Below are 18,930 nucleotides of genomic sequence, written 5' to 3'. Positions count from 1 at the left end.
GACCGTCCGGTCAGGCCCGGCGCGCGGTCCGGAACTGGGCCCGATAGGCGGACGGGGTGATGCCGAAGCGCCGGAAGAAGATGCGGCGCAAGGATTCCTCGCTGCCCAGACCGGATCGGTGGGCGGCGGCGGTGACGGAGGCCCCGGCCTCCAGCATCGCCTGTGCGGCCTCGACGCGCGCCGATTCCACGAATACCGCCGGGGTGGTGTCGAGTTCGTCGCGGAACAGGCGCGTGAGCTGCCGGATGCTCACGGCGGCGCGGGCCGCCATGGCGGTGAGCGAATGGTCGGCGGCCGGGTCGGCGAACACCTCGTCGACGACGGCGCGCACATCGTCCCGGCGCGGCACCGCGGTGCGGGACGCCACCGAGAACTGCTATTGCCCGCCCGGCCGCCGCAGGAAGACGACCAGTTCCCGCGCCACCTCGCGGGCGAGGTCGGCGCCTTCGTCCTCCTCGACCAGGGCCAGGGTCAGGTCGAGGCCCGCGCTGACTCCGGCCGAGGTGAGGTATTTGCCGTCGCGAATGTAGATGGCATCCGGTTCGACCGTGATCGACGGGTAGGCGCGGGCCAGCCGGGCGGCATGCCGCCAATGCGTGGTCGCGCGGCGGCCGTCGAGAAAACCGGCCTGCGCCAGGACGAAAGCGCCCGTGCACACCGAAGCCGTCCGGCGCGTGGACGGCGACAGGGCGCGAACGGCGTCCAGAATCCCGCTGTCGACGGGGGAGTGCGGAAACCGGTCGTCGCCCGGCACGATCAGCGTGTGCACGCGGCCCACCTCGGCCGCGGCCGCGTCGACGAGCAGGCGCGTACCCGCGGCGGTGGTGACCGGTGCGCCGTCCGGTGAGCACAGCGTCACGTCATAGCGCGCACCCGACCCGGCGGCGGTGCTCAGCACCTCCAGTACGGCGGTGACATCGAGCAGCCGGACGCCGTCGAAGGCCAGCACCGCGATTCGCTTCCTGCCCACCCACCCGAACCTAGCACTCCGGCATGTCCGGATCTGTGGGGTTCCTGTCCGGAAAGACACGGTGCCACAGGCGTCGGTCCGGCGAGTGTGGTTGCCATGGAACACATTGCCGATATCGCCATCCCCGACAGCACTCTGGCTCGCGAGGCCACCGAACTGGTCCGCGACACCGCGGGCGAACTGCTCTTCGATCACTCCCGCCGGGTCTACCTGTTCGGTGCGCTGCAGGGTGCGCGCCGCGGGCTCGGCTACGACCGCGAACTGCTCTACGTGGCGGCCATGTTCCACGACCTGGGTCTGACACCCCGGCACCAGGATTCCCGGCAGCGCTTCGAGATCGACGGCGCGGACGACGCCCGGGCCCTCCTGCGCGCGCACGGCATCCCCGCCGAGCGCGCCGATATCGCCTGGACCGCAATCGCTCTGCACACCACCCCGGAGATCCCGGCCCACATGGCACCCGAGATCGCCCTGGTCACCGCCGGTGTCGAGCTCGATGTGCTCGGCATCGGCTACGACGATGTCACCGAGGAGCAGCGCGCCGCCGTGATCCGCGCCCACCCGCGCCCGGATTTCAAGCGCCGCATCCTGGCCGCCTTCACCGACGGGATCGCCCATCGCCCGGATACCACGTTCGGGAATGTGAAAGCCGATGTCCTGGAACACTTCTCGCCAGGATTCCGGCGTGGCGACTTCGTCGAGGTCATTCTCGATTCGCCCTGGGCGGCCTGACCTCGCCCCGGTGGTGACCCGCTGCCGAATAGCCGCGGATCAGTGGCAGGTACACGGTGTCGACGATGTCCACCAGCACCTCGTCGGGCACCGTCGGCACGCCACGCGTCACGAACTCGTTGCGCAGCAGGTCGATCGGCGTGGTGGCGACCCGGGCCACGCACGCCGCGGGCGGGGCCTCGCCGCGGTCGACCGCCCGCTCGAGGATGGTGAGCCACGGCCGGGCCCCCGCGTCCCCGGACTGTTCCCGCAATTGCGCGAGCAGTTCGGGCTCGTTCGCGAGCTGGGAGAGCAGGCTGCGCAGGATCTCGCCGAGCGGCGAGGACAGATGGGAGTTGGCGCGGCGCAACAACTCCAGCGCGTCCGCGCGCAGGGTGCCGGTGTCCGGCAGTTCGAGCGCGGCCGAGGTCAGATGCCGATACGCCGCGACGCCCAGTGCGGCGCGGTTGGGCCAGCGCCGGTAGATGGCGTTCTTGTTGGTGCCCGCCCGGGCGGCGACGGCATCCATGGTCATCCCGGGGTATCCGGATTCGAGCAGTTCGTCCACGGCCGCGCGCAGGATCGCCTGTTCCAGTGCCGGGCCGCGGCGGCGGGTCGGGCGCTCTGTCGATTCGCTCATAACGGTACTGAGCGTACCTTGCGAGACCGGTTCGAAGCGGGCTATGGTCGCAACTAGGGTACGAACCGTACCGTAAATGGAGGAGGTAGCCGATGAGAGCGATCGGCGTTTGCTACGACACCGGCTTCGTGAACCTGGGCAGCAGCACCCACGAGCCGTTCGACATCGCCCGGGTCCGCGAGGACATGCGGGTCATCCGCGCGGACCTGCACTGCGACGCGGTCCGCATCACCGGCGGGTACCCGGAACGGCTGAATCTGGCGGCCTCCGAGGCCGCGGCCGCCGGATTGGAAGTCTGGGTGTGCCCGTTCCTGAACGACGTGACCGAGGACGAGGTCCTCGCCGTCGTCGCCGACTGCGCCGAACACGCGGAACGCCTGCGTGCGAGCGGCGCGGAGATCGTGCTGGCGGTCGGATCCGAGCTCGCCATGTTCGTGCTCGGTTATCTGCCCGGCGAAACCCTGGCCGAGCGGGCCGCCGCCCTCCGCACCCCGGCGGGTCAGGCCGCGCTCGCCGGAATCCCCGCTCGCGTCAACGATCTCCTGGCCCGCGCCGCCGCGATCGCCCGGGGCCGGTTCCGCGGCAGGCTGACCTATTGCAGCCTGCCGTTCGAGCAGGTCGACTGGGAGCTCTTCGACATCCTCGCCACCGACGCCGGATACCGCGGCGCGGAGCTGGCCCCCGGCTATCGGGACACCATGCGCGCCTACGTCGCTCAGGGTGAGCAGCTCGGAAAGCCGGTGACCATCACCGAATTCGGCTGCCCGTCCTTCCGCGGTGCGCCCGATGCGGGCCCGCACGGCTTCGACATCATCGAATGGGACCCGGACACCGCGAGGCCGCTACGCCTCGATGGCCGCTACGAGCGTGACGAGCCGGCCCAGGCCGACCACCTCACCGAACTCCTCGGCATCCTCGATACCGCGGGCGTGGACGCCGCCTTCTACTACTGCTTCGCCCGCTACGACCTGCCGCACCGCGACGACCCCGCGCTCGACCTGGACCTGGCGAGCCCCGGACTGGTGAAAGTCCTTCAGCCCGAAAGCGGTTCGCTGACCTGGGAGCCCAAGGCGGCGTTCGGGGCCCTGGCGGAGCAGGCGGAATCGCGCTGAGTTCCGTGCCGCGGCTCGGCCGATCAGGATTGTCGGGCGGGTTCAGCCGACCCGGATCGCCGGCCGGTCCGGATGGTCCCAGGCGACCTGGATATCGGGCTCTTCGGCGTGCTCGCGCTGGAACTCGAGCAGTCCGTCCACGGTGAACAGGCTCGCGGCGTCCGTCCGGCGGCGCAGCGCCCCCGCCGACATGCGCAGGCCGACAGTCAGATCGAAGTCCAGGCCGCGCCCGAGCAGCATGGGTCCGGCGATGAACAGCACCGTGGTGTCGTCGGCGGTGCGGATGCGAGCGCGGGCGGAGCGATCGGCGCGTTCGTCCCAGAGCGCGGGCAGGTAGCGCCCGGTGTCCCGGAGCGGTTTGAGGACTTCGCGATTCAACGCCGCGTAGTCGAACCATCCTGTGCGGTAGGTGAATTCGCTGTCGCGATCGTATTCCAGGCGCACCGAGGCGGGCCGGACGAAATCGTGCAGCGACACCACCGCGGCGGGACGGCCCCGGGTGCGCAGGACTTCGGCGACCCCGTTCGCGACGGTGAGCGGATCTGCGGCATCCGCGCCGTCGACCGCGATCACCGCATACCCCGCCAGCATCATGGCCCGCTCGGCGATGAGTTCGTACAGGGCGTCGGGGCTGATGGCGGTGAAATCGGGCACGAGACCATCTTGGCCGAGGTCTCGTGCCCGGTCACCTCCGGTCAGCGGTACTCGGCCAGGCGCGGGCGGACACCGAGCAGCACCAGCACCGCGACGACCACGGCCGCGCCGTACGGGAGCCAGGTGCTCCAGCCCGACAAATCGTTCTCGCCCTGGGTGATCGCGGTGTCGAAGGCGTGCTGGTTGATGTCGATGGTCGACACCAGGGCCTTGTCGTAGGCGGCGAAGTGGTCGTTGGAAGCGCCGGTGTCGAGGGCGATGGCCGCCCGCAGGTCCGAGCCCGCCAGTCCGCGCAGCGCGTGATCGTCGTGCTGGTAGGCCTGGTAGGTGAGCAGGCTCTGCTTGGCGGCCTGGCGCTCACCGGAGAAGGTGATGTTGCGCAGTTCCTCGCCGAGGAAGGAGTCGGCGCTGATGGCCTGCGCGAGATCGCCGCTGTGTGCGCCGATCGCCTGGTCGAGCGCGCCCGCGTAGTCGTCGACGCCGCGCGCCTGGACCCCGGCCAGTCGCTGCGCTTTCTCGAAGTAGCTCTGGTGGTATGTCGCCGCGTGTGCGGGGTCGAGCAGGTAGCGGCTCTCGTCGGCATTGGCGTCGTAGCTCAGCGCCCGCGCCTGCCGCAGCGCCAGCAGCGAGCCGAAGGCGTCCTGCTTGGCGACGGTGAGCTGGTGTGCCGCCGAGGCATTCGCGAGGTAGCCGCCGGTCAGCACCCCCAGCATCAGCACGGTGGTCGCGGCCAGTGCCGGGTTGACCCGCCGGTGCAGCATCACCCGCAGCACGACCTGCAGTCCCGCCAGCACGCCGAGCAGCAGCAGGCCCGATACGGCGATGCGCACGCGGGCCGCGACCGTGGTGTGCTCGCTGTCCTGGTACGCCTGACTCAGCACGCCGCTGTTGGTGTCGGCCAGCTTCTGGGCACGCGACAGCAGATCCGGCACCATGCCCGTCGCCGCCCGGTAGGCCTCCAGGGTGCGCGCCGAGGGCTGTCCCGCGGCGCCGCGGTCGAGATCTCCGAGCTGGAAGGTGTCCGCGGCCAGTGCCTCGTACTGTCCGAACTTGTCGAGCAGCTCCCGGATCTGCCGGGACGTATCGTCATTGGTGGCGATGGTCATGGCCTGCTGCAGGTCGGCGTCAGCCTGCACCCGGCGTTGCTCGTAGCCGGCGAGCGCGTTCTTGCGCACCGTGGCCAGCGTCGAATCGTTCCCGGCGAGCAGGACATTCGCCAGCTGAGCGTCCATATCGGCCAGTGCGAAGTACAGGTCCTCGGTGGCGGTCACGGTCGGCGCGGTGTGCCGGCCGATCACCTCGATGCCGTGCCGGGTCGACCGCGCGTCGGCGGCCATGACCAGCGCGGTCACCGCGGTGAGCAGTACCGCGGCGACGGCCAGCAGCCGGATCCAGCCCGGGGTGTCCGTGCGGCCCGGGAGCAGCCCGCGCACCTGCGTGAGCACCCCGACCCCACCGGTCTCGGGGCGCGGAGTCTGGGGACGGGTGAGCAACGTCGTCATGACGGGGTGTCCTGCTTCAGGGTGAGAGTGGTCCACGCGCCCAGGTGGATACGGTCACCGGATCGCACCGGCACCGCCTGCCCACGCGGAATGGGAGCGGCGGCCGCGTTCACGCGGGTGCCGTTGGTGGAGCCGAGATCGATGACGGCCCAGCCGTTTCCGGGCTGGGCGACGAACAGCACGTGCAGGTGCGAGACGCCCGGATCCTGTGGGGGACCGGTGAGATCGATCTCGGGATCGATGCCCTTGGAGGCGCTGTAGCGGCCCACCCGGACCTGCGCGCCCTGCAGCGCGAAGACGCGTTCGGGGCAGTAGGCGGGGAATTCGACGTCGTCGTCCTCGCTGCGCATGGTATCGAAGTACTCGCGGTCAGCGAAAACCGTTGCCGTCCAGGCGGTTATGGAAGCCTCGGAGTCGGGCGGCGGCGCGACCATCGCCGATGCGGGCGCGACCACTGTCGGTGCCGGCACGACCACCGTGGCAGTCGGCGCGGCCCTCGTCACCCCGAGCCCGCCCGCCACGAAGTCGTAACTGCACCCTTCGCAGAACCGTCCCGTTTGCGGTTCGCCGCACACCGGGCACGGCACGCCCGTGGGTTCCGGTGCGGGCGCGGGTTTCTCGCCCGCCTCCATGAGCAGCCCGCACACATCGCAGTAGTCGCTGGCCGCCGAATCGTGTCCGGCCGGACAGGTCAGCATGGTCGTCCTCCTCACCGCTTGTGCACGCGGGAGGTCTTGGTCGACCGCGTGTCCAAGGTCATCTCGTCGGCCTTGCGCACCGCGGACTTCAGCCGCACCGTCCCGGTCCGCGCGTCGAGCACGTCGACCACGCCCTCCAGAAGTTTGGCCGTGTCCGCATTGCCGGAGGCTGCGGCGATCTGCACTGCGCGCCCGAGTTTCCTGGTGGCCGTGTCGAGGTCGCCGTCGCGGCGCGCGGCGAGGCCCTCCTGGATGACCCCGGCGAGTTCGGCCTGCCCGGTGTAGTGGGCCACCTCCGGGCTGATCTTGCTGGACTGGGCGTCGTCGTCGGTCCACACGGCCTTGATCAGTCCCTGCCCCAGCACCTCGGCCTGATCCCCGCTGCCGCGCACCAGCGCGACCCGCCCGGCGAGCATGACATCGCCGAGTCCGCCGGGCGCGACCTCGACGCAGATGTGGTAGTCGCGGCTCTCCGCGCTACCCCAGGACCCGGTCGGGTATTCGCCGGTCTGCGTGCCGGTTTCGGTGCGCCGCCCGGTCAGGTCGAGCAGCTCCGGCGCGACCTGCTTGACGAATTTCACGGTGGCCCCGCGCGGGGTCCACAGCCGCAGCGCGACATCGGCGACCGACTTGCCCATGGCGGCGGTGGTCATGGCCTGGAAGTCGGCCACCAGATCCCGGGGGTCGGCGACGATGTCGACGGTGCCGAGCAGCGCGCTCGAGATCTTGCGCAGTTCCGCGATCTCCCAATCGGTGCCGACGCCGCGGCAGTCGCACACGTACACCCCGGTGCTGGTCCGGATTTCGGCGTCGAGCTGCTGCGGCGTCTCGTGCTCGTCACGGCCGTCGGTGAGCAGGATGGCGTGGCGCAGCCCGCCGCGGTCCCCGAACAGCTGCCGCGCCAGCCGCAGCCAGGCGCCGATCGCCGTGCCGCCCCCGGCGCGCAGGTTCTGCACGGCTGCAATGGCATTGGCCTTGTTACCGGGCGAGGCGGTGATCAGCGACGGCGTGACCGGGTACACCATGCGCGCCTGGTCGGTGCCCGCCACCACGGCGAAGTCCACGCCGTCGCGCACCGCCGAGATGGCGGCGGCGGTGGCGTTCTTGGCGGCGGCCAGTTTGCCGTAGGCGTGGTCCATGCTGCCCGAGCAGTCGACGACGATCACCTCGGCCGCCCCGCCGCCGGCCGGTATCGCGCCGCCGCCGGTCGCGGTCACGGTGACGACCGCGTCGACCCGCGTCGCACCGGCGGGCAGGTACTCGTTCTGGAAGGTGTCGATGCGGAAACCCAAGGGGTCGTTCATGATCGGTCATTCCTCGAGAGGGCGGGAAATGGTGCGACGGCGACGGTGATGTTGTCACCGCCGCCGGCGGCCAGCGCCAGATCGGCCAACTGGTGGGCCACCGCGCGGGGGTCGGTCAGGGCGGACGGCAGGGCGAGCGCGGTGAGCGCGGCGGCGTCGGGGTAGTAGTTCCACAGTCCGTCACTGCACAGCAGCACCGCGCCCGGGCCGTCCGGGACGAAGGTGCGCAGATGGGGTTCGACGCCCTCCGCGTCGGCCCCGAGCCAGGCGGTGAGGGTGTGCGCGTGGGGCATGGACATGGCGGTCACCTCGTCCACACCCAGGTCCACCAGCCCCGACGCCACCGAATCGTCGATGCTCAACCGGCGCGGCGGGGTGGCGGCCAGGTCGGTGGTGAGCCAGTAGGCGCGGCTGTCGCCGATGGACCCGACGGTGACCGCGGTGGCTGTGACCGCCGCGGTCACGATGGTGCAGGACGGTGTCAGCTCGCCCCGATCACCCAGGGCCGCAACGGCTTCGGCCGCCGCTCCGATGGCCAGTATGGTTGCCGCCTCCGCGCCGAGACCCGCGCCGAGCTCGGCCGCCAGCCGGTCCGCGGCGGTGGTGGCGGCCCGCTGGGCGGCATCGGCGGCGTGTTCGGAGCTGGATACCCCGTCGCACACCACCAGGATCCGGGTGCCGTCGAGGACGCGCAGCGCCATCGCATCCTCGTTGTGCGCGTGCCGTTTCCCGCGATCGGTGACCGCGGCGAGCGTGCCGAGGTCGAGCTGGCACCGGTCGGGCACGGCCGCCGGCGTGATCTCACCGGTCAGCGATGCGCCGCAGTCCTCACAGAATCGGTCGCCGTCGGCGCATCGCGCTCCACACGCCGGGCACACGTCAGTCGTCTCCTCGAGTGTCGTCGTCATGGCTCACACCCAGCTGACGGGGCGAATGGCATTGGCGCGGTTGACCAGATCCCGCCGCGTCAATTTGTCGGGGGCCAGTCGCGCCAGCGTCCGGAACTGGGATTCCAGCGCGGTCCGCAGCTCGCGATCGGCGAATCGGCAGCCCAGCACGGTCGCGCCCGGTTCGACCGGCTGTGCGGCCGCCAGGGTCCGCGCGGCGTCGAGGACGGCGATGCTCCGCCACGCCTTGTGCTCCGGATCGAGCGGCAGGCCGTGGAGGCGATCGCCGGCGGCGACGAGATACCCGTGCCGGCCCGACCCGCCCGCGAGTTGCGCGCCGAAGGCGGCGAGCTGGGCGGCGGTGTGGTGGCTGGAGCCGGCGGGCACCGATTCCGCGGCGGCGATGGCGCCGTCGATATCGCGCTCCTGCAGCCGGCTGCGGGCCAGACCGAAGGCGGCACTGGGGTATCCGTGGTCGGTCCGCCACACCTGCAGGTACAGCCGGGACGCGGCGTCGAACTCACCCGCGCACTCCCGGGCCGCCGCGAGCGCCAGCTTGGCCGCGGCCTCACCGGGCAGCATGCCGTAGACGGTGTCGAAATGCTCGCGGGCGGCGGTGCAGTCGCGGCGGGCCAGGGCGGTCACCCCGCGATACCAGGTGATCCGCCAGTCGGCGTCCTCCGACTCCTCGAGTGCGGCGAGTTCGGCTGTGGCCGTGTCGAAGTCGCCGCTCTCGATGCGGGCGCGGACCAGCGCCAGGGCCACCTCCGGCGAGGACACCGGTGCGGCCTCCAGCGCGGTCACCAGCTGCCGGGGATCACCGATCGAGGTGGTGGCCAGGAAGCCCGCTGCGGGATCGGACGGATCGACCATGGGCACCGGCAGTGCCGCCACGATGGCCAGCGGGTCCGGTGTTGCGGGCCACTGCTGCGGGTCGGCGCCGAAAGCCGCACGCTCGCCACTGAACACGGTCGACAGCGCCGGCCGCGGCTGCCCGTCCTCGGCGGCCACCACCTCGCGCAGCACGCTCGTGACCTGCTCGGCCATCTCCGAGGCGGACCCGAACCGCTCGTTCGGGTCGGCGGCGGTGGCACGCTCGAGCAGCCGCCGGAACGACGGGAACTGCGCCAGCAGCGGCACCTCCGTCGCGGGCGGCAGGGTGTACCGGTAGGCGTGCTGGTAGTCGAAGTTGAAGGTCAGCACGGCCAGTGTCCGCGCCACGGTGAACAGATCCGACTCCACCGACGCGCCTTCGGTTTCCAGCTCCGGCGCACAGTAGCCGTCGGTCTTGAACCCGGCGCTGTCCTCGTCGTCCATGTGCCGGACCGCGCCGAGGTCGATGAGCTTGAGCTGCTCCTCGGTCTGAATCATATTGTCGGGCTTGAAATCGCAGTACAGCAGATTCATGCCGTGCAGGTGGCCGAGCGCGGGCAGGATCTCGAGAATGTAGGCCAGTCCCCGGGCCAGCGGCAACGGCTGCAGCCGCCCGACCGGATCGTGCTGGGAGCGGAGCTCTTTCAGCGATGCCCCGCCGATGTACTCCATGACGATGTAGCCGACCGGCTCCTGCGTGCGGGGGTCGGGATGGCGGACGAAGTTGAAGATCTTGACGATGTTCGGGTGCTCCACCGACGCCAGGAATTGCCGCTCGGCCACCGCCGCCGCCAGGGCGTCGGCGTCACCGGTGTCGAGCAGGCCCTTGAGCACCACCCAGCGGTCGCTGACATTGCGGTCGCGGGCCAGGTAGATCCAGCCCAGGCCGCCGTGGGCCAGACAGCCCAGCACCTCGTACTGCCCGGCCACCAGATCACCGGCCGTCAGCTTCGGGGTGAAGGAGTAGGCGGTGCCGCACTGGCGACAGAAGCCCTCGGTGCGGCCCGGCACGCCCTCGCGGCCGCGGCCCACCCGCTGATTGCAGTTGCTGCAGAAGCGTTGGTGCTCGGGCACCTGCGGATCGGCCATGACCGCCGTGGACGGATCCCGGTAGGGCACTTGCGGAATCGACACCAGGCCCGCGCCCAGCCGGCCCCGGCTGGACCGCGCGGTGCGGGTCGAGCGGGAGGAGGAACGGCTGGAGCCGCGGCGGCTCTGCCGACCCGAGCGGGACGAGCCCACCCCGGTCCGGGAAACCGGATGCCCATTGGGCATCGGCGCGCCCCCGGTGAAGGTGGCCGCGACGACCGGTGTCGAAACGTGCTGTGCCGGTGCGGCGGGCGCCAGCCCGCATTCGTCGCAGAAACCGTCCTGAATGGTGCCGCCGCAGTCCGGCCGCAGACAGTGGGTCATGGTCATGCCGTCTTCTCGGTGATAGCCCGCTGATACTCGGCCACCGCGCGGGTCGCGGCGGCGAGATCGCAAGGGGCGGAATGGAGTAGCTCGTAGGCGCGGCGGTAGCGAGCGTCGACGGCCGGGTCCTCGCTCAGCCGCAGCCGCGCGCCCTTGACCCGATAGGCGTCCACCCGGACGCGCAGTTCGTCACGCCGGTCCAGCAGGGCGAGGGCATTGTCGCGGGTGGCGCTCGCACCCGTCAGCGGCACCCCGTCCAGAAACCGGACGCCCGGATCGTCTTCCGGCTCCGCGAGATTCGCGGCGATCTCACCATGGTCGGCATCGAGCCGGGCCAAGGCCTGATCGACCTCGGCGATTGCCAACACTGGCACCCCCCGTTTCAGCGATGTCCCTCAACGGGTGTGAGCCCGTCAGCACATGCTGCCACCGCTGAGCGTAAGCAAACCGTAAGGATTTTCCGGGTTCCGGGTCGCTGTCACGGCCGGGCCGGGGGATGATGTGCTGTCGGTCTAATTCCGGGCGCCGGTGGGGGCGGTGATCTCGGCGACCGCCTCCGCGTACCAGCGGAACAGCCGAATCGGCGGCAGGGGAGCGGCATTCAGCTCCGCCCAGCACTCCGCGACAGCGGCGCGCGCGGTCACCCCGATCCAGTGCCGGGGAAGCAGTTCGGGCGGCAGCAGCGGATCGGACACGACCGCACGATCGAACTCGCTCGCCAAAGTGATTGCCAGCGAAAGCTGTCGGGTCGGATCCGCGGTGTGCAGTGCCGGCAGGGTGCGCTCGGCGGCCGCGAGCAGCCGCTCGTGCCCGGCGGCCAGCCGGTCCAACGGCCACAGTCGCGCCGCGAGCTCGACACCCCCGGTGATCCCCCCGACCGACAGCTCACCGGTCGACAGCGTGGTGAGCTGCCCGTCGATGCCGAGTTCCCTTGCCAGGGAACGGATTCGGTCCTCCCACGCGTGCGGCGACACATACAGCCCGCCCTGGATCGGCGCGCCGCCGCGGTACACGATGGCCTCGCGCATGGCGTCACGCGCCTGCCGATTCGCCTCGGGCACCGCGAACGCCGCCAGATGCCAGACGCCGTCCCACTGCACCTCCCCGCGATCCTGGGCGTAGGCGAAGCGCAAATACTCCAGATCGGGTTCGATGGTCCCGCGGGTGTCCTCGGTGGCGCGCAGCACCGCCTTGCGCCCGCGTCCCTCGTGCGTGAATCGCCCCTCGGCCACCAGCCTTTTGATGCACAGCCGCACCTGCTGATCGCTCATGCCGAGCACGGCCGCGACATCGTAGAGCTCACCGGCATCGATCGTGGCGTCCTCCCGGATCATGCTCTCCACGAGCGTCCGGGTAGGAATCTCGGTGGCCGGAATCAGATCGTCCACGGCGTACTCCTCACTCCACGATGCACGGTGCTACCCGACCGGTTCCCGCTCGATGACGACCGGTGAGCCGCCGCCGAATTCACGGCCCAGATCCGCGAAGAACCGCGGCGCGTCGATGACCGCCTCCGGCGGGTGCACACCCGGCCGGCGGGCGCAGCCGTCGATGACCTGGGACATGCCCAGCGCCAAGGGAATCCCGGTCGCCCGCGCCATATCGCCGAACAGCTTATCGATGCCACCGGCCACCGACGGGTCCAGGTGTGCCAGCACCCGATATTCGCGCCCGGCTCGCCGGCCCGACAGAGCGGCGAAGAACGGCGGCAGATTCCCCGGCCCCCGGGTCCGCAGGGCCGTCGGCACCGAGCGGGCGATCCGCGCCAGCGTCGGCCGCGCCAGCTCCTGCGCGGCCGCCTCATTGGTGAGCCGGCCCGCGTCGATATCGCGGCGCAGCATCTCCAGATAGGCCAGCGTCGACGGCGTCACCACCATGAGATTGGCCGCGTCGCCGACCGGTTTCAGGCTGCGCTGCATGGTGATCGGCTCGGGGTGGCCGATGGTGTAGGCGGTGCCGCGCCGCCCGCCGGGCAGGGTCAGCTCGACCGGGCGCAAGGGGCGCTGCGCGACCACCCGGCCCGCCGTCACCGCCGAGATGCTGCCGCTGCTCTGCTGCATCCAGTGGATGGCCGCCGCTGTCGGCTGCTCGTCGCCGAGCAGTGACTCCGCACCGCCGCCCGCGCCCGGAACATCCACCGGCCACGCGGTATACGCGTCCAGAACGGTGTCGAGCTCGGCCGCCGCCAGCGCCGCCAGCAGATTGCTGATCCCGGGACTGGCGCCCATTCCCACGATCGCGCACACCCCGGCCGCGCGCGCCCGGTCATCGAGCCCGAGCATGTCGACCGTCGGCTCCCAGTCGTCGCAGATATCGAGATAGTGCGTGCCGGTGTCGATCGCGGCGCTCAGCACGGTGCGGCCGAATCGGTAGTAGGGGCCGACGGTATTGAGCACCAGATCGACCTGCGCGAGCGCGTCGCGCAGCGCGGGGGCGTCGGTGACATCGAGCGGCCGTGCGGACACCGGTACCCGGGCGCCGGCGAAGCGCCGGGCCACCGCGGCGGCGGCCTGCCCGTCCCGATCGGCGATCACGATCCGCTCGACGCCCAGCAGCCGGGCGGCGGTGCCGACGGCGGCGGCGCCCATCGCGCCCGCCGCGCCCAGGGCGAGGATCTTCATGGCGTACTCCTGTGCAGCATCAGTGGTTCGGTGGCTGGGCGGCGTATTCGCGCAATACGTCGAGATAGCCCGGGGCATAGAGGGATCGGGGCGCGAACAGCGCGACCAGGAAGGACCGCAGGCCGTCGGGCTTGTCGAGATCGAACTTCACGATGTTGTGCGAGGCGTCCGGGAAGGTCCGGACGGTGAGCAGGCTCGCGGGTATCGATTCCCGGTACACGCGCGCCGTTTCGGCGACATCGACATTGAGGTCGCGCTCGCCGAGCAGCAGTAGCGTCGGAACCCGCAGTTGCGCAAGGGCTTCGGTGGCATCGGAGCGGAAGTTCTTGCCCACGAACCGCCAGCGGTCCGCCGACATGGGCGGGGAATCCGCGGTGGCCGCGAGGTAACGGTCATAGCTCGCGCCCGCGCGCAGCAGTGACAGATCGTTCTCGCGCCGCCGCAGTTCGGCGGCGATCTCGTCGTCGGAGGCGTGCCGCTCGCGCAGTTCGGCGCGCAGGTTGTACTCGCCCTGCCGGATCCAGTTGACGGCCGTGCCGACCGCGATCATGAACCGCAGCTCCGGATGCCGGACCGCCACCTCGGGCAGGACCCACCCGGCCTGGCTGATGCCCCACAGGCCGATGCGGCCCGCGTCGATGTCCGGACGCCCGCGTGCCCACGCGATCGCGGCCTCGGTCTCGGCGGCCCGATCCGGCATGCTCTGGTCCAGCCAGTTGCCCGGCGCGCCGTCGACACCCGGCTTGTCCCACGCCAGTGACGCGTACCCGGCCTGCGCGAAGGTCTCCCAGATCGGCCGGTAGAACTCGTCGCGGTCGGCGGTGGCCGCGCCGTCGCCGTGCACGAAAACCACCAGCCCGAACGGTCCGTCCCCGTGTTCCGGCAGCGCCAGCGTGCCCTGCAGCGGTTGAGCGCCCCCGGTGATGGTGACCCGCTCCGCGCGAATGTCGAAGTCGTGCTGGACGATCACCCATCCGCCCGCCGACAGCACCAGTGCGGCAACACAACTCACGGCGATGAGGGTCCGGCGCTTCCAGCTCATGAAACTATCGTAACAGAAACGATCGTGTCGATATTGATAGATTTGTGCGGTTGTTAGCCTGAGCGCGACAAACGCGAAGGGACGAGTGCATGGCGACGATCGAAGAGGCGCTCGAAATAGAGCAACTCGAACGCGACATCTTCCGTGGCGCGTCCACCAAGACGCAGCTGCCACGCACATTCGGCGGGCAGGTGGCGGGGCAGGCGCTGGTGGCGGCGGTTCGCACGGTGGATCCGCACTATCAGGTGCATTCACTGCACGGGTATTTCCTGCGGCCGGGCAATCCGGAGCGACCCACCGTCTACCTGGTGGACCGCATCCGCGAAGGCCGCTCCTTCTGCACGCGCCGAGTCACCGGCGTGCAGAACGGCGAGGCCATCTTCACCATGTCGGCCTCCTTCCACGTCGGCGACGCGGGACCCGAGCATCAGGACCGGATGCCCTCGGTGCCGCCGCCGGCCGAGCTGCCCGACGCCAAGGAGTCCATGAGCCCGGAACGGCTGTGGGCCATGCGCGAATGGGAGCACTGGGATATTCGCACCATCCCGCAGGAGGAGGTGGACCGCCGCGACGGCCTCGTCGCCCAGCAGCAGGTGTGGTTCCGCTACCGGCACGCGCTGCCCGACGATCCGCTGTTCCACGTCTGCACCCTGGCGTACATGAGCGATATGACCCTGCTCGGCTCGTCCAAGGTCATCCACCCCGACGAGCCCACCCAGAACGCCTCGCTCGACCACGCCATGTGGTTCCTGCGCCCGTTCCGCGCCGACGACTGGCTGCTCTACGACCAGCAATCGCCCTCGGCGGGCGCGGGCCGCGCGCTGACCGGCGGGCGGATCTGGAACCAGGCCGGGGAACTGGTGGCGGTGGTCATGCAGGAGGGGCTGACCCGCACCTTCCGTGACGAGCAGGCCGAGTCGTACCCGGCTGGAACCGCCTGAGCCGCACCCGAAACCGTCCGAGCCACAAACAAATCGAGCGCGCCGCCGGTGAATTCCGGCGGCGCGCTCGGGTTTTCGGAGATCAGGCGGTCTGCACCCGCAGGTGGCACACCACCGTGTCGTTCATCTTGCGCAGCACCCGCTCCAGCTCGTCACTGCGATGGCTGGGCAGCACGTGGTTCCACCCGGCGGGCGGCTCGATCTCGGCGATCACCACCACCTTGCGGCGGCCGGTGAAATGGTCGGCGACATAGCGCGCCACCGGGCCGCCGACCGTCGAATCACCGTCCTCGAGCAGCACCAGGCGCACGTCCGGATGCCAGGCCTCCCACTCCTTGGTGAAGACGGTGATGTTCTCGCCCGGCAGGCACACGTGCACGGCGGTCACGTCCCGGCCCAGCGACATGGCCGCCGAGAGCGCCTCGCGGCTCAGCTCCGACACCTCCGACACCGGCACCACGATCGCGGTCTCGGTGGCCTTCGGCTCGGCGGGCACACAGCCGACGCCGCGGCAGCCGTCGATGCGGGTGTAGATCGTGCGGATCCGCTCCATGGCCACCACCAGCAGCGGCAGCACCAGCACGATCAGCCACGCGCCCTCGGTGAATTTCATTGCGGCGGTGACGATCAGCGCCACGCAGGTGAGCACCGCGCCGAAGCCGTTCAGCGCCGCCCGCCACTGCCAGCCCTGCGTGCGCACGTCCAGCCAGTGCCGGACCATGCCGACCTGGGCGATGGTGAAGCCCACGAACACGCCGATCGCGAACAGCGGCACCAGTGCGTTCATATCGCCGCGGGACGCGGCCAGTAGTACCGCGGAGGACACGCCGAGCGCCAGCACGCCGAACCGGTACACCTGCCGTTGCGAGCTCACCGCGAACCGGTGCGGCAGCGAATTGTCGTCGGCGAGAATCTTGGTCAGCGTGGGCAGGCCGCCGTAGGAGGTGTTGGCCGCCAGCGCCAGCAGGATCACGGTCGCGAATTGCACGATGTAGTAGGCGATTCCGTGGCCCAGTGCCGACTCGGTCAGCTGCGACAGGATCGTGGTGCCCTCGATCGGGTGGATCGAGAACTTGCCGATCAGGGTGGCCAGCCCGAGGAGCATGAGGCCCAGCAGCACACCCAGCGCCACCTCGGCCCGCTGTGCGCGCTTGACCTTGGGCTGGGCGAAACTGGGCACCGCGTTGGCGATGGCCTCCACGCCGGTCAAGGCCGCGCAGCCACTGGAGAAGGCCTTGAGCAGCAACAGGATTCCGATGGTGCGTGCGTTCTCCGCGACCGCCGCGCCGGTGGAGACCGTGGCCGGTTCCGATCGCAGCAGGCCCGCGATGATCACCGCGAAGATGCCGAGCACGAACACCACGGTCGGGGCCATGAAGGCGCGGGCGCTCTCGCGGATGCCGTACAGATTGAGCACGGTGATCCCGGCCAGCACAGCCAGGCAGATCCACACCGTGTAGGGGAACAGCTGCGGGAACGCGGAGGTCAGTGCCGCCACGCCCGCGGCGATCGACACCGCGACATTCAGCACGTAGTCCACGATCAGCGAGGCCGCGGCCACCAGACTGGTCCGCCGGCCCAGCCGGGCCTTGGCCACCGCGTACGCGCCGCCGCCGTTCGGGAAGGCGGCGATGACCTGCCGGTAGGACGCGATGAGCACGGCCAGCAGCACCACGATCGCCAGGGTCACCGGCAGCGTGAAGCCGAGCCCGGCCGTCCCGGCGGCCGCCAGGACAAGCACGATCGCCTCCGGCCCATAGGCCACCGAGGCCATGGCGTCGAGTGAAAGTCCGGCCAGCCCGGTCGCGACGGTCAGCCCGTGCGGCGGCGGAGGTGGAGCGTCAACCCCTCCGCGCGGCCCGGGCGAGGTTTGCGGTAGCAAATCAGTCACATGCCGCAGTGTTCACCCGAAAGAGCTGATGGACACCCCTCCTTACGGTTCCCTGACACCCTGGGTGAGCAGGGCCACACACCCCCGCAAACGTATGCTCGACGGCGTGAAACCGAGGATTGGTGTGCTGGCATTGCAGGGCGATGTGCGTGAACATCTGCATGCTCTCGAGGCGTGCGGGGCGGATGTGGTGCCCGTGCGCCGCGAATCCGAGCTGGCCGCCGTCGACGGTCTGGTGCTGCCCGGTGGCGAATCCACCACCATCAGCAAGCTGCTGGAGGTCTTCGACCTGCTGGAACCGGTCAGGCAGCGACTCCGTGACGGCCTGCCCGCCTACGGCTCCTGCGCCGGCATGATCCTGCTCGCCTCCGAGGTCCTCGACACCCGCCCGGACATGCAGCCGCTGCACGGCATCGATATGACGGTGCGGCGCAATGCCTTCGGACGTCAGGTCGACTCCTTCGAGGCCGACCTGGACTTCGCGGGTCTCGACGACGGGCCGGTCCGCGCGGTGTTCATTCGCGCCCCCTGGGTCGAGCGGGCCGGGGACGGCGTCGAGGTGCTCGCGCGGGTGCCCGCGGGCCCGGCGGCCGGGCGCATCGTCGCGGTGCGGCAGGGCAATGTCATGGCCACCTCCTTCCATCCGGAGGTGACCGGCGATCTGCGGGTGCACAAGCTGTTCGTCGACACCGTGGTGCGTCCGCGCGCCGGAGTCTGAAAGTGCACTCGAGTAGACTGGTGCAGTTGTCCGTCCTCCGGGGCGGGTAGTTTGCCACTTGAACGACAGCGCCCCCTGAAACGAGGAAGTAGGGAATGAGCGGCCACTCAAAATGGGCCACCACCAAGCACAAGAAGGCCGGGATCGACGCGAAGCGCGGCAAGCTCTTCGCGAAGTTGATCAAGAACATCGAGGTGGCGGCCCGCACCGGTGGTAGTGACCCGGACGGCAACCCGACTCTGTACGACGCCATCCAGAAGGCGAAGAAGTCGTCGGTCCCCAACGACAACATCGAGCGCGCCCGCAAGCGCGGCGGTGGTGAAGAAGCCGGTGGCGCGGACTGGCAGACCATCATGTACGAGGGCTACGGCCCCAATGGTGTCGCCGTGCTGATCGAGTGCCTCACCGACAACCGCAACCGCGCCGCCGGTGAGGTGCGCGTGGCGATGACCCGCAATGGCGGCAATATGGCCGACCCGGGTTCGGTGTCGTACCTGTTCCACCGCAAGGGCCTCATCACCCTGGAGAAGAACGGTCTCTCCGAGGACGACGTGCTCATGGCGGTGCTCGACGCGGGTGCCGAAGAGGTCAACGACCTGGGCGAGGCCTTCGAGATCATCTCCGAGCCGGGTGACCTGATCGCCGTGCGCACCGCCCTGCAGCAGGCCGGAATCGACTACGATTCCGCCGAGTCGAGCTTCCAGCCGTCGATGTCGGTGGCCGTCGACGCGGAGGCCGCGCGCAAGGTGTTCAAGCTGATCGACGCGCTCGAAGACAGCGACGACGTGCAGAACGTTTTCACCAACATCGACGTCTCCGACGAGGTGCTGGCCGAGCTCGACGCCTGATCGAGCTCCGAACGACGCGGGGCGCCGCCCCAAACCGGGGGCGGCCCCCGGCGGATTTTCCCGGCGGAGGGGGGGGCCGGGGGGGCAAAAGCGGCGGGCCCCCAA

Annotated in this window: 17 protein-coding genes and 1 pseudogene; 5 read left to right on the top strand and 13 right to left on the bottom strand. The window is 70.3% G+C overall.

All coding sequences use genetic code 11. From position 1 onward, the window contains the following. Positions 1 to 10: 10 nt before the first annotated feature. Positions 11 to 970, bottom strand: a pseudogene (locus tag ACFXHE_RS21165) (GlxA family transcriptional regulator). Positions 971 to 1,066: 96 nt separating this feature from the next. Between ACFXHE_RS21165 and ACFXHE_RS21160 the strand changes: the two are divergent. After that, on the top strand, positions 1,067 to 1,702 hold the full coding sequence (locus ACFXHE_RS21160; protein ID WP_379385439.1) for an HD domain-containing protein: 636 nt from the start codon (positions 1,067 to 1,069) through the stop codon (positions 1,700 to 1,702). Here ACFXHE_RS21160 and ACFXHE_RS21155 read toward each other — a convergent pair. Beyond that, a complete protein-coding gene (locus tag ACFXHE_RS21155; RefSeq protein ID WP_379385437.1) occupies positions 1,674 to 2,321 on the bottom strand; it encodes a TetR/AcrR family transcriptional regulator in 648 nt (215 codons plus the stop codon). The genes ACFXHE_RS21160 and ACFXHE_RS21155 overlap by 29 nt on opposite strands. Positions 2,322 to 2,413: 92 nt before the next feature. Between ACFXHE_RS21155 and ACFXHE_RS21150 the strand changes: the two genes are divergently transcribed. After that, complete coding sequence (locus ACFXHE_RS21150) at positions 2,414 to 3,433, top strand: hypothetical protein (protein WP_379385435.1); 1,020 nt, start codon at positions 2,414 to 2,416, stop codon at positions 3,431 to 3,433. A 42-nt stretch (positions 3,434 to 3,475) separates the two neighbouring features. Here the strand turns inward: ACFXHE_RS21150 and ACFXHE_RS21145 are convergent, their stop codons facing one another. From ACFXHE_RS21145 to ACFXHE_RS21100, 10 genes are all read right to left on the bottom strand, one after another. Then, positions 3,476 to 4,087, bottom strand: coding sequence for a hypothetical protein (locus ACFXHE_RS21145; protein WP_379385433.1), 612 nt, complete (start codon positions 4,085 to 4,087; stop codon positions 3,476 to 3,478). Between the two features lie 41 nt (positions 4,088 to 4,128). Then, positions 4,129 to 5,589 carry a hypothetical protein gene (locus tag ACFXHE_RS21140; RefSeq protein WP_379385432.1) on the bottom strand — a complete coding sequence of 487 codons (1,461 nt, stop codon included), beginning with the start codon at positions 5,587 to 5,589 and terminating at the stop codon, positions 4,129 to 4,131. Continuing rightward, positions 5,586 to 6,287, bottom strand: coding sequence for an FHA domain-containing protein (locus ACFXHE_RS21135; RefSeq protein WP_379385430.1), 702 nt, complete (start codon positions 6,285 to 6,287; stop codon positions 5,586 to 5,588). The genes ACFXHE_RS21140 and ACFXHE_RS21135 overlap by 4 nt, the downstream gene beginning before the upstream one ends. 11 nt (positions 6,288 to 6,298) lie before the next feature. Next, complete coding sequence (locus tag ACFXHE_RS21130; RefSeq protein ID WP_379385428.1) at positions 6,299 to 7,591, bottom strand: VWA domain-containing protein; 1,293 nt, start codon at positions 7,589 to 7,591, stop codon at positions 6,299 to 6,301. After that, positions 7,588 to 8,499: a protein phosphatase 2C domain-containing protein gene (locus ACFXHE_RS21125; RefSeq protein ID WP_379385426.1), complete on the bottom strand. Its 912-nt coding sequence runs from the start codon at positions 8,497 to 8,499 to the stop codon at positions 7,588 to 7,590. The genes ACFXHE_RS21130 and ACFXHE_RS21125 overlap by 4 nt, the downstream gene beginning before the upstream one ends. Before the next feature lie 3 nt (positions 8,500 to 8,502). Then, positions 8,503 to 10,770, bottom strand: coding sequence for a tetratricopeptide repeat protein (locus tag ACFXHE_RS21120; protein ID WP_379385425.1), 2,268 nt, complete (start codon positions 10,768 to 10,770; stop codon positions 8,503 to 8,505). Next, positions 10,767 to 11,129, bottom strand: coding sequence for a hypothetical protein (locus ACFXHE_RS21115; protein ID WP_379385423.1), 363 nt, complete (start codon positions 11,127 to 11,129; stop codon positions 10,767 to 10,769). Before ACFXHE_RS21115 ends, ACFXHE_RS21120 begins: the two co-directional genes overlap by 4 nt. Before the next feature lie 147 nt (positions 11,130 to 11,276). Further along, a complete protein-coding gene (locus ACFXHE_RS21110; RefSeq protein ID WP_379385902.1) occupies positions 11,277 to 12,098 on the bottom strand; it encodes a PaaX family transcriptional regulator C-terminal domain-containing protein in 822 nt (273 codons plus the stop codon). 84 nt (positions 12,099 to 12,182) lie between these two features. Further along, positions 12,183 to 13,385 carry a saccharopine dehydrogenase family protein gene (locus ACFXHE_RS21105; protein ID WP_379385421.1) on the bottom strand — a complete coding sequence of 401 codons (1,203 nt, stop codon included), beginning with the start codon at positions 13,383 to 13,385 and terminating at the stop codon, positions 12,183 to 12,185. Between the two features lie 19 nt (positions 13,386 to 13,404). Continuing rightward, complete coding sequence (locus ACFXHE_RS21100; protein WP_379385419.1) at positions 13,405 to 14,427, bottom strand: alpha/beta hydrolase family protein; 1,023 nt, start codon at positions 14,425 to 14,427, stop codon at positions 13,405 to 13,407. Between the two features lie 89 nt (positions 14,428 to 14,516). On the opposite strand from ACFXHE_RS21100, the gene ACFXHE_RS21095 reads away from it, so the two are divergent. Continuing rightward, positions 14,517 to 15,368 (top strand): acyl-CoA thioesterase, encoded by an 852-nt coding sequence (locus tag ACFXHE_RS21095; protein WP_379385417.1) that lies wholly within the window; start codon positions 14,517 to 14,519, stop codon positions 15,366 to 15,368. Positions 15,369 to 15,450: 82 nt separating this feature from the next. On the opposite strand, the gene ACFXHE_RS21090 is transcribed toward ACFXHE_RS21095, so the two are convergent. Continuing rightward, entirely contained in the window at positions 15,451 to 17,142 is a 1,692-nt protein-coding gene (locus tag ACFXHE_RS21090; protein ID WP_379385900.1) for an APC family permease, read from the bottom strand. Positions 17,143 to 17,353: 211 nt separating this feature from the next. Between ACFXHE_RS21090 and pdxT the strand changes: the two genes are divergently transcribed. Together pdxT and ACFXHE_RS21080 are read left to right on the top strand one after the other, a co-directional pair. Beyond that, positions 17,354 to 17,977, top strand: a complete 624-nt coding sequence (pdxT, locus tag ACFXHE_RS21085; protein WP_354837552.1) for a pyridoxal 5'-phosphate synthase glutaminase subunit PdxT — start codon at positions 17,354 to 17,356, stop codon at positions 17,975 to 17,977. 95 nt (positions 17,978 to 18,072) lie between these two features. Continuing rightward, entirely contained in the window at positions 18,073 to 18,825 is a 753-nt protein-coding gene (locus ACFXHE_RS21080; protein WP_379385415.1) for a YebC/PmpR family DNA-binding transcriptional regulator, read from the top strand. The last annotated feature ends 105 nt before the right edge of the window (positions 18,826 to 18,930 follow it).

The sequence above is a fragment of the Nocardia sp. NPDC059229 genome, assembly GCF_042754165.1.
Taxonomy (GTDB): domain Bacteria; phylum Actinomycetota; class Actinomycetes; order Mycobacteriales; family Mycobacteriaceae; genus Nocardia.
The sequence above is the reverse complement of the archived record's forward strand: the minus strand, read 5'-3'. Positions and strand labels throughout refer to the sequence as shown.

Bases quoted from the DNA above. Each gene is read 5' to 3' on its own strand.
- ACFXHE_RS21160 (WP_379385439.1), top strand. From the start codon at position 1,067: ATGGAACACATTGCCGATATCGCCATCCCCGACAGCACTCTGGCTCGC.
- ACFXHE_RS21155 (WP_379385437.1), bottom strand. From the start codon at position 2,321: ATGAGCGAATCGACAGAGCGCCCGACCCGCCGCCGCGGCCCGGCACTG.
- ACFXHE_RS21150 (WP_379385435.1), top strand. From the start codon at position 2,414: ATGAGAGCGATCGGCGTTTGCTACGACACCGGCTTCGTGAACCTGGGC.
- ACFXHE_RS21140 (WP_379385432.1), bottom strand. From the start codon at position 5,589: ATGACGACGTTGCTCACCCGTCCCCAGACTCCGCGCCCCGAGACCGGT.
- ACFXHE_RS21135 (WP_379385430.1), bottom strand. From the start codon at position 6,287: ATGCTGACCTGTCCGGCCGGACACGATTCGGCGGCCAGCGACTACTGC.
- ACFXHE_RS21130 (WP_379385428.1), bottom strand. From the start codon at position 7,591: ATGAACGACCCCTTGGGTTTCCGCATCGACACCTTCCAGAACGAGTAC.
- ACFXHE_RS21125 (WP_379385426.1), bottom strand. From the start codon at position 8,499: ATGACGACGACACTCGAGGAGACGACTGACGTGTGCCCGGCGTGTGGA.
- ACFXHE_RS21120 (WP_379385425.1), bottom strand. From the start codon at position 10,770: ATGACCATGACCCACTGTCTGCGGCCGGACTGCGGCGGCACCATTCAG.
- ACFXHE_RS21110 (WP_379385902.1), bottom strand. From the start codon at position 12,098: ATGATCCGGGAGGACGCCACGATCGATGCCGGTGAGCTCTACGATGTC.
- ACFXHE_RS21105 (WP_379385421.1), bottom strand. From the start codon at position 13,385: ATGAAGATCCTCGCCCTGGGCGCGGCGGGCGCGATGGGCGCCGCCGCC.
- ACFXHE_RS21100 (WP_379385419.1), bottom strand. From the start codon at position 14,427: ATGAGCTGGAAGCGCCGGACCCTCATCGCCGTGAGTTGTGTTGCCGCA.
- ACFXHE_RS21095 (WP_379385417.1), top strand. From the start codon at position 14,517: ATGGCGACGATCGAAGAGGCGCTCGAAATAGAGCAACTCGAACGCGAC.
- ACFXHE_RS21090 (WP_379385900.1), bottom strand. From the start codon at position 17,142: ATGGCCTCGGTGGCCTATGGGCCGGAGGCGATCGTGCTTGTCCTGGCG.
- pdxT (WP_354837552.1), top strand. From the start codon at position 17,354: ATGCTCGACGGCGTGAAACCGAGGATTGGTGTGCTGGCATTGCAGGGC.
- ACFXHE_RS21080 (WP_379385415.1), top strand. From the start codon at position 18,073: ATGAGCGGCCACTCAAAATGGGCCACCACCAAGCACAAGAAGGCCGGG.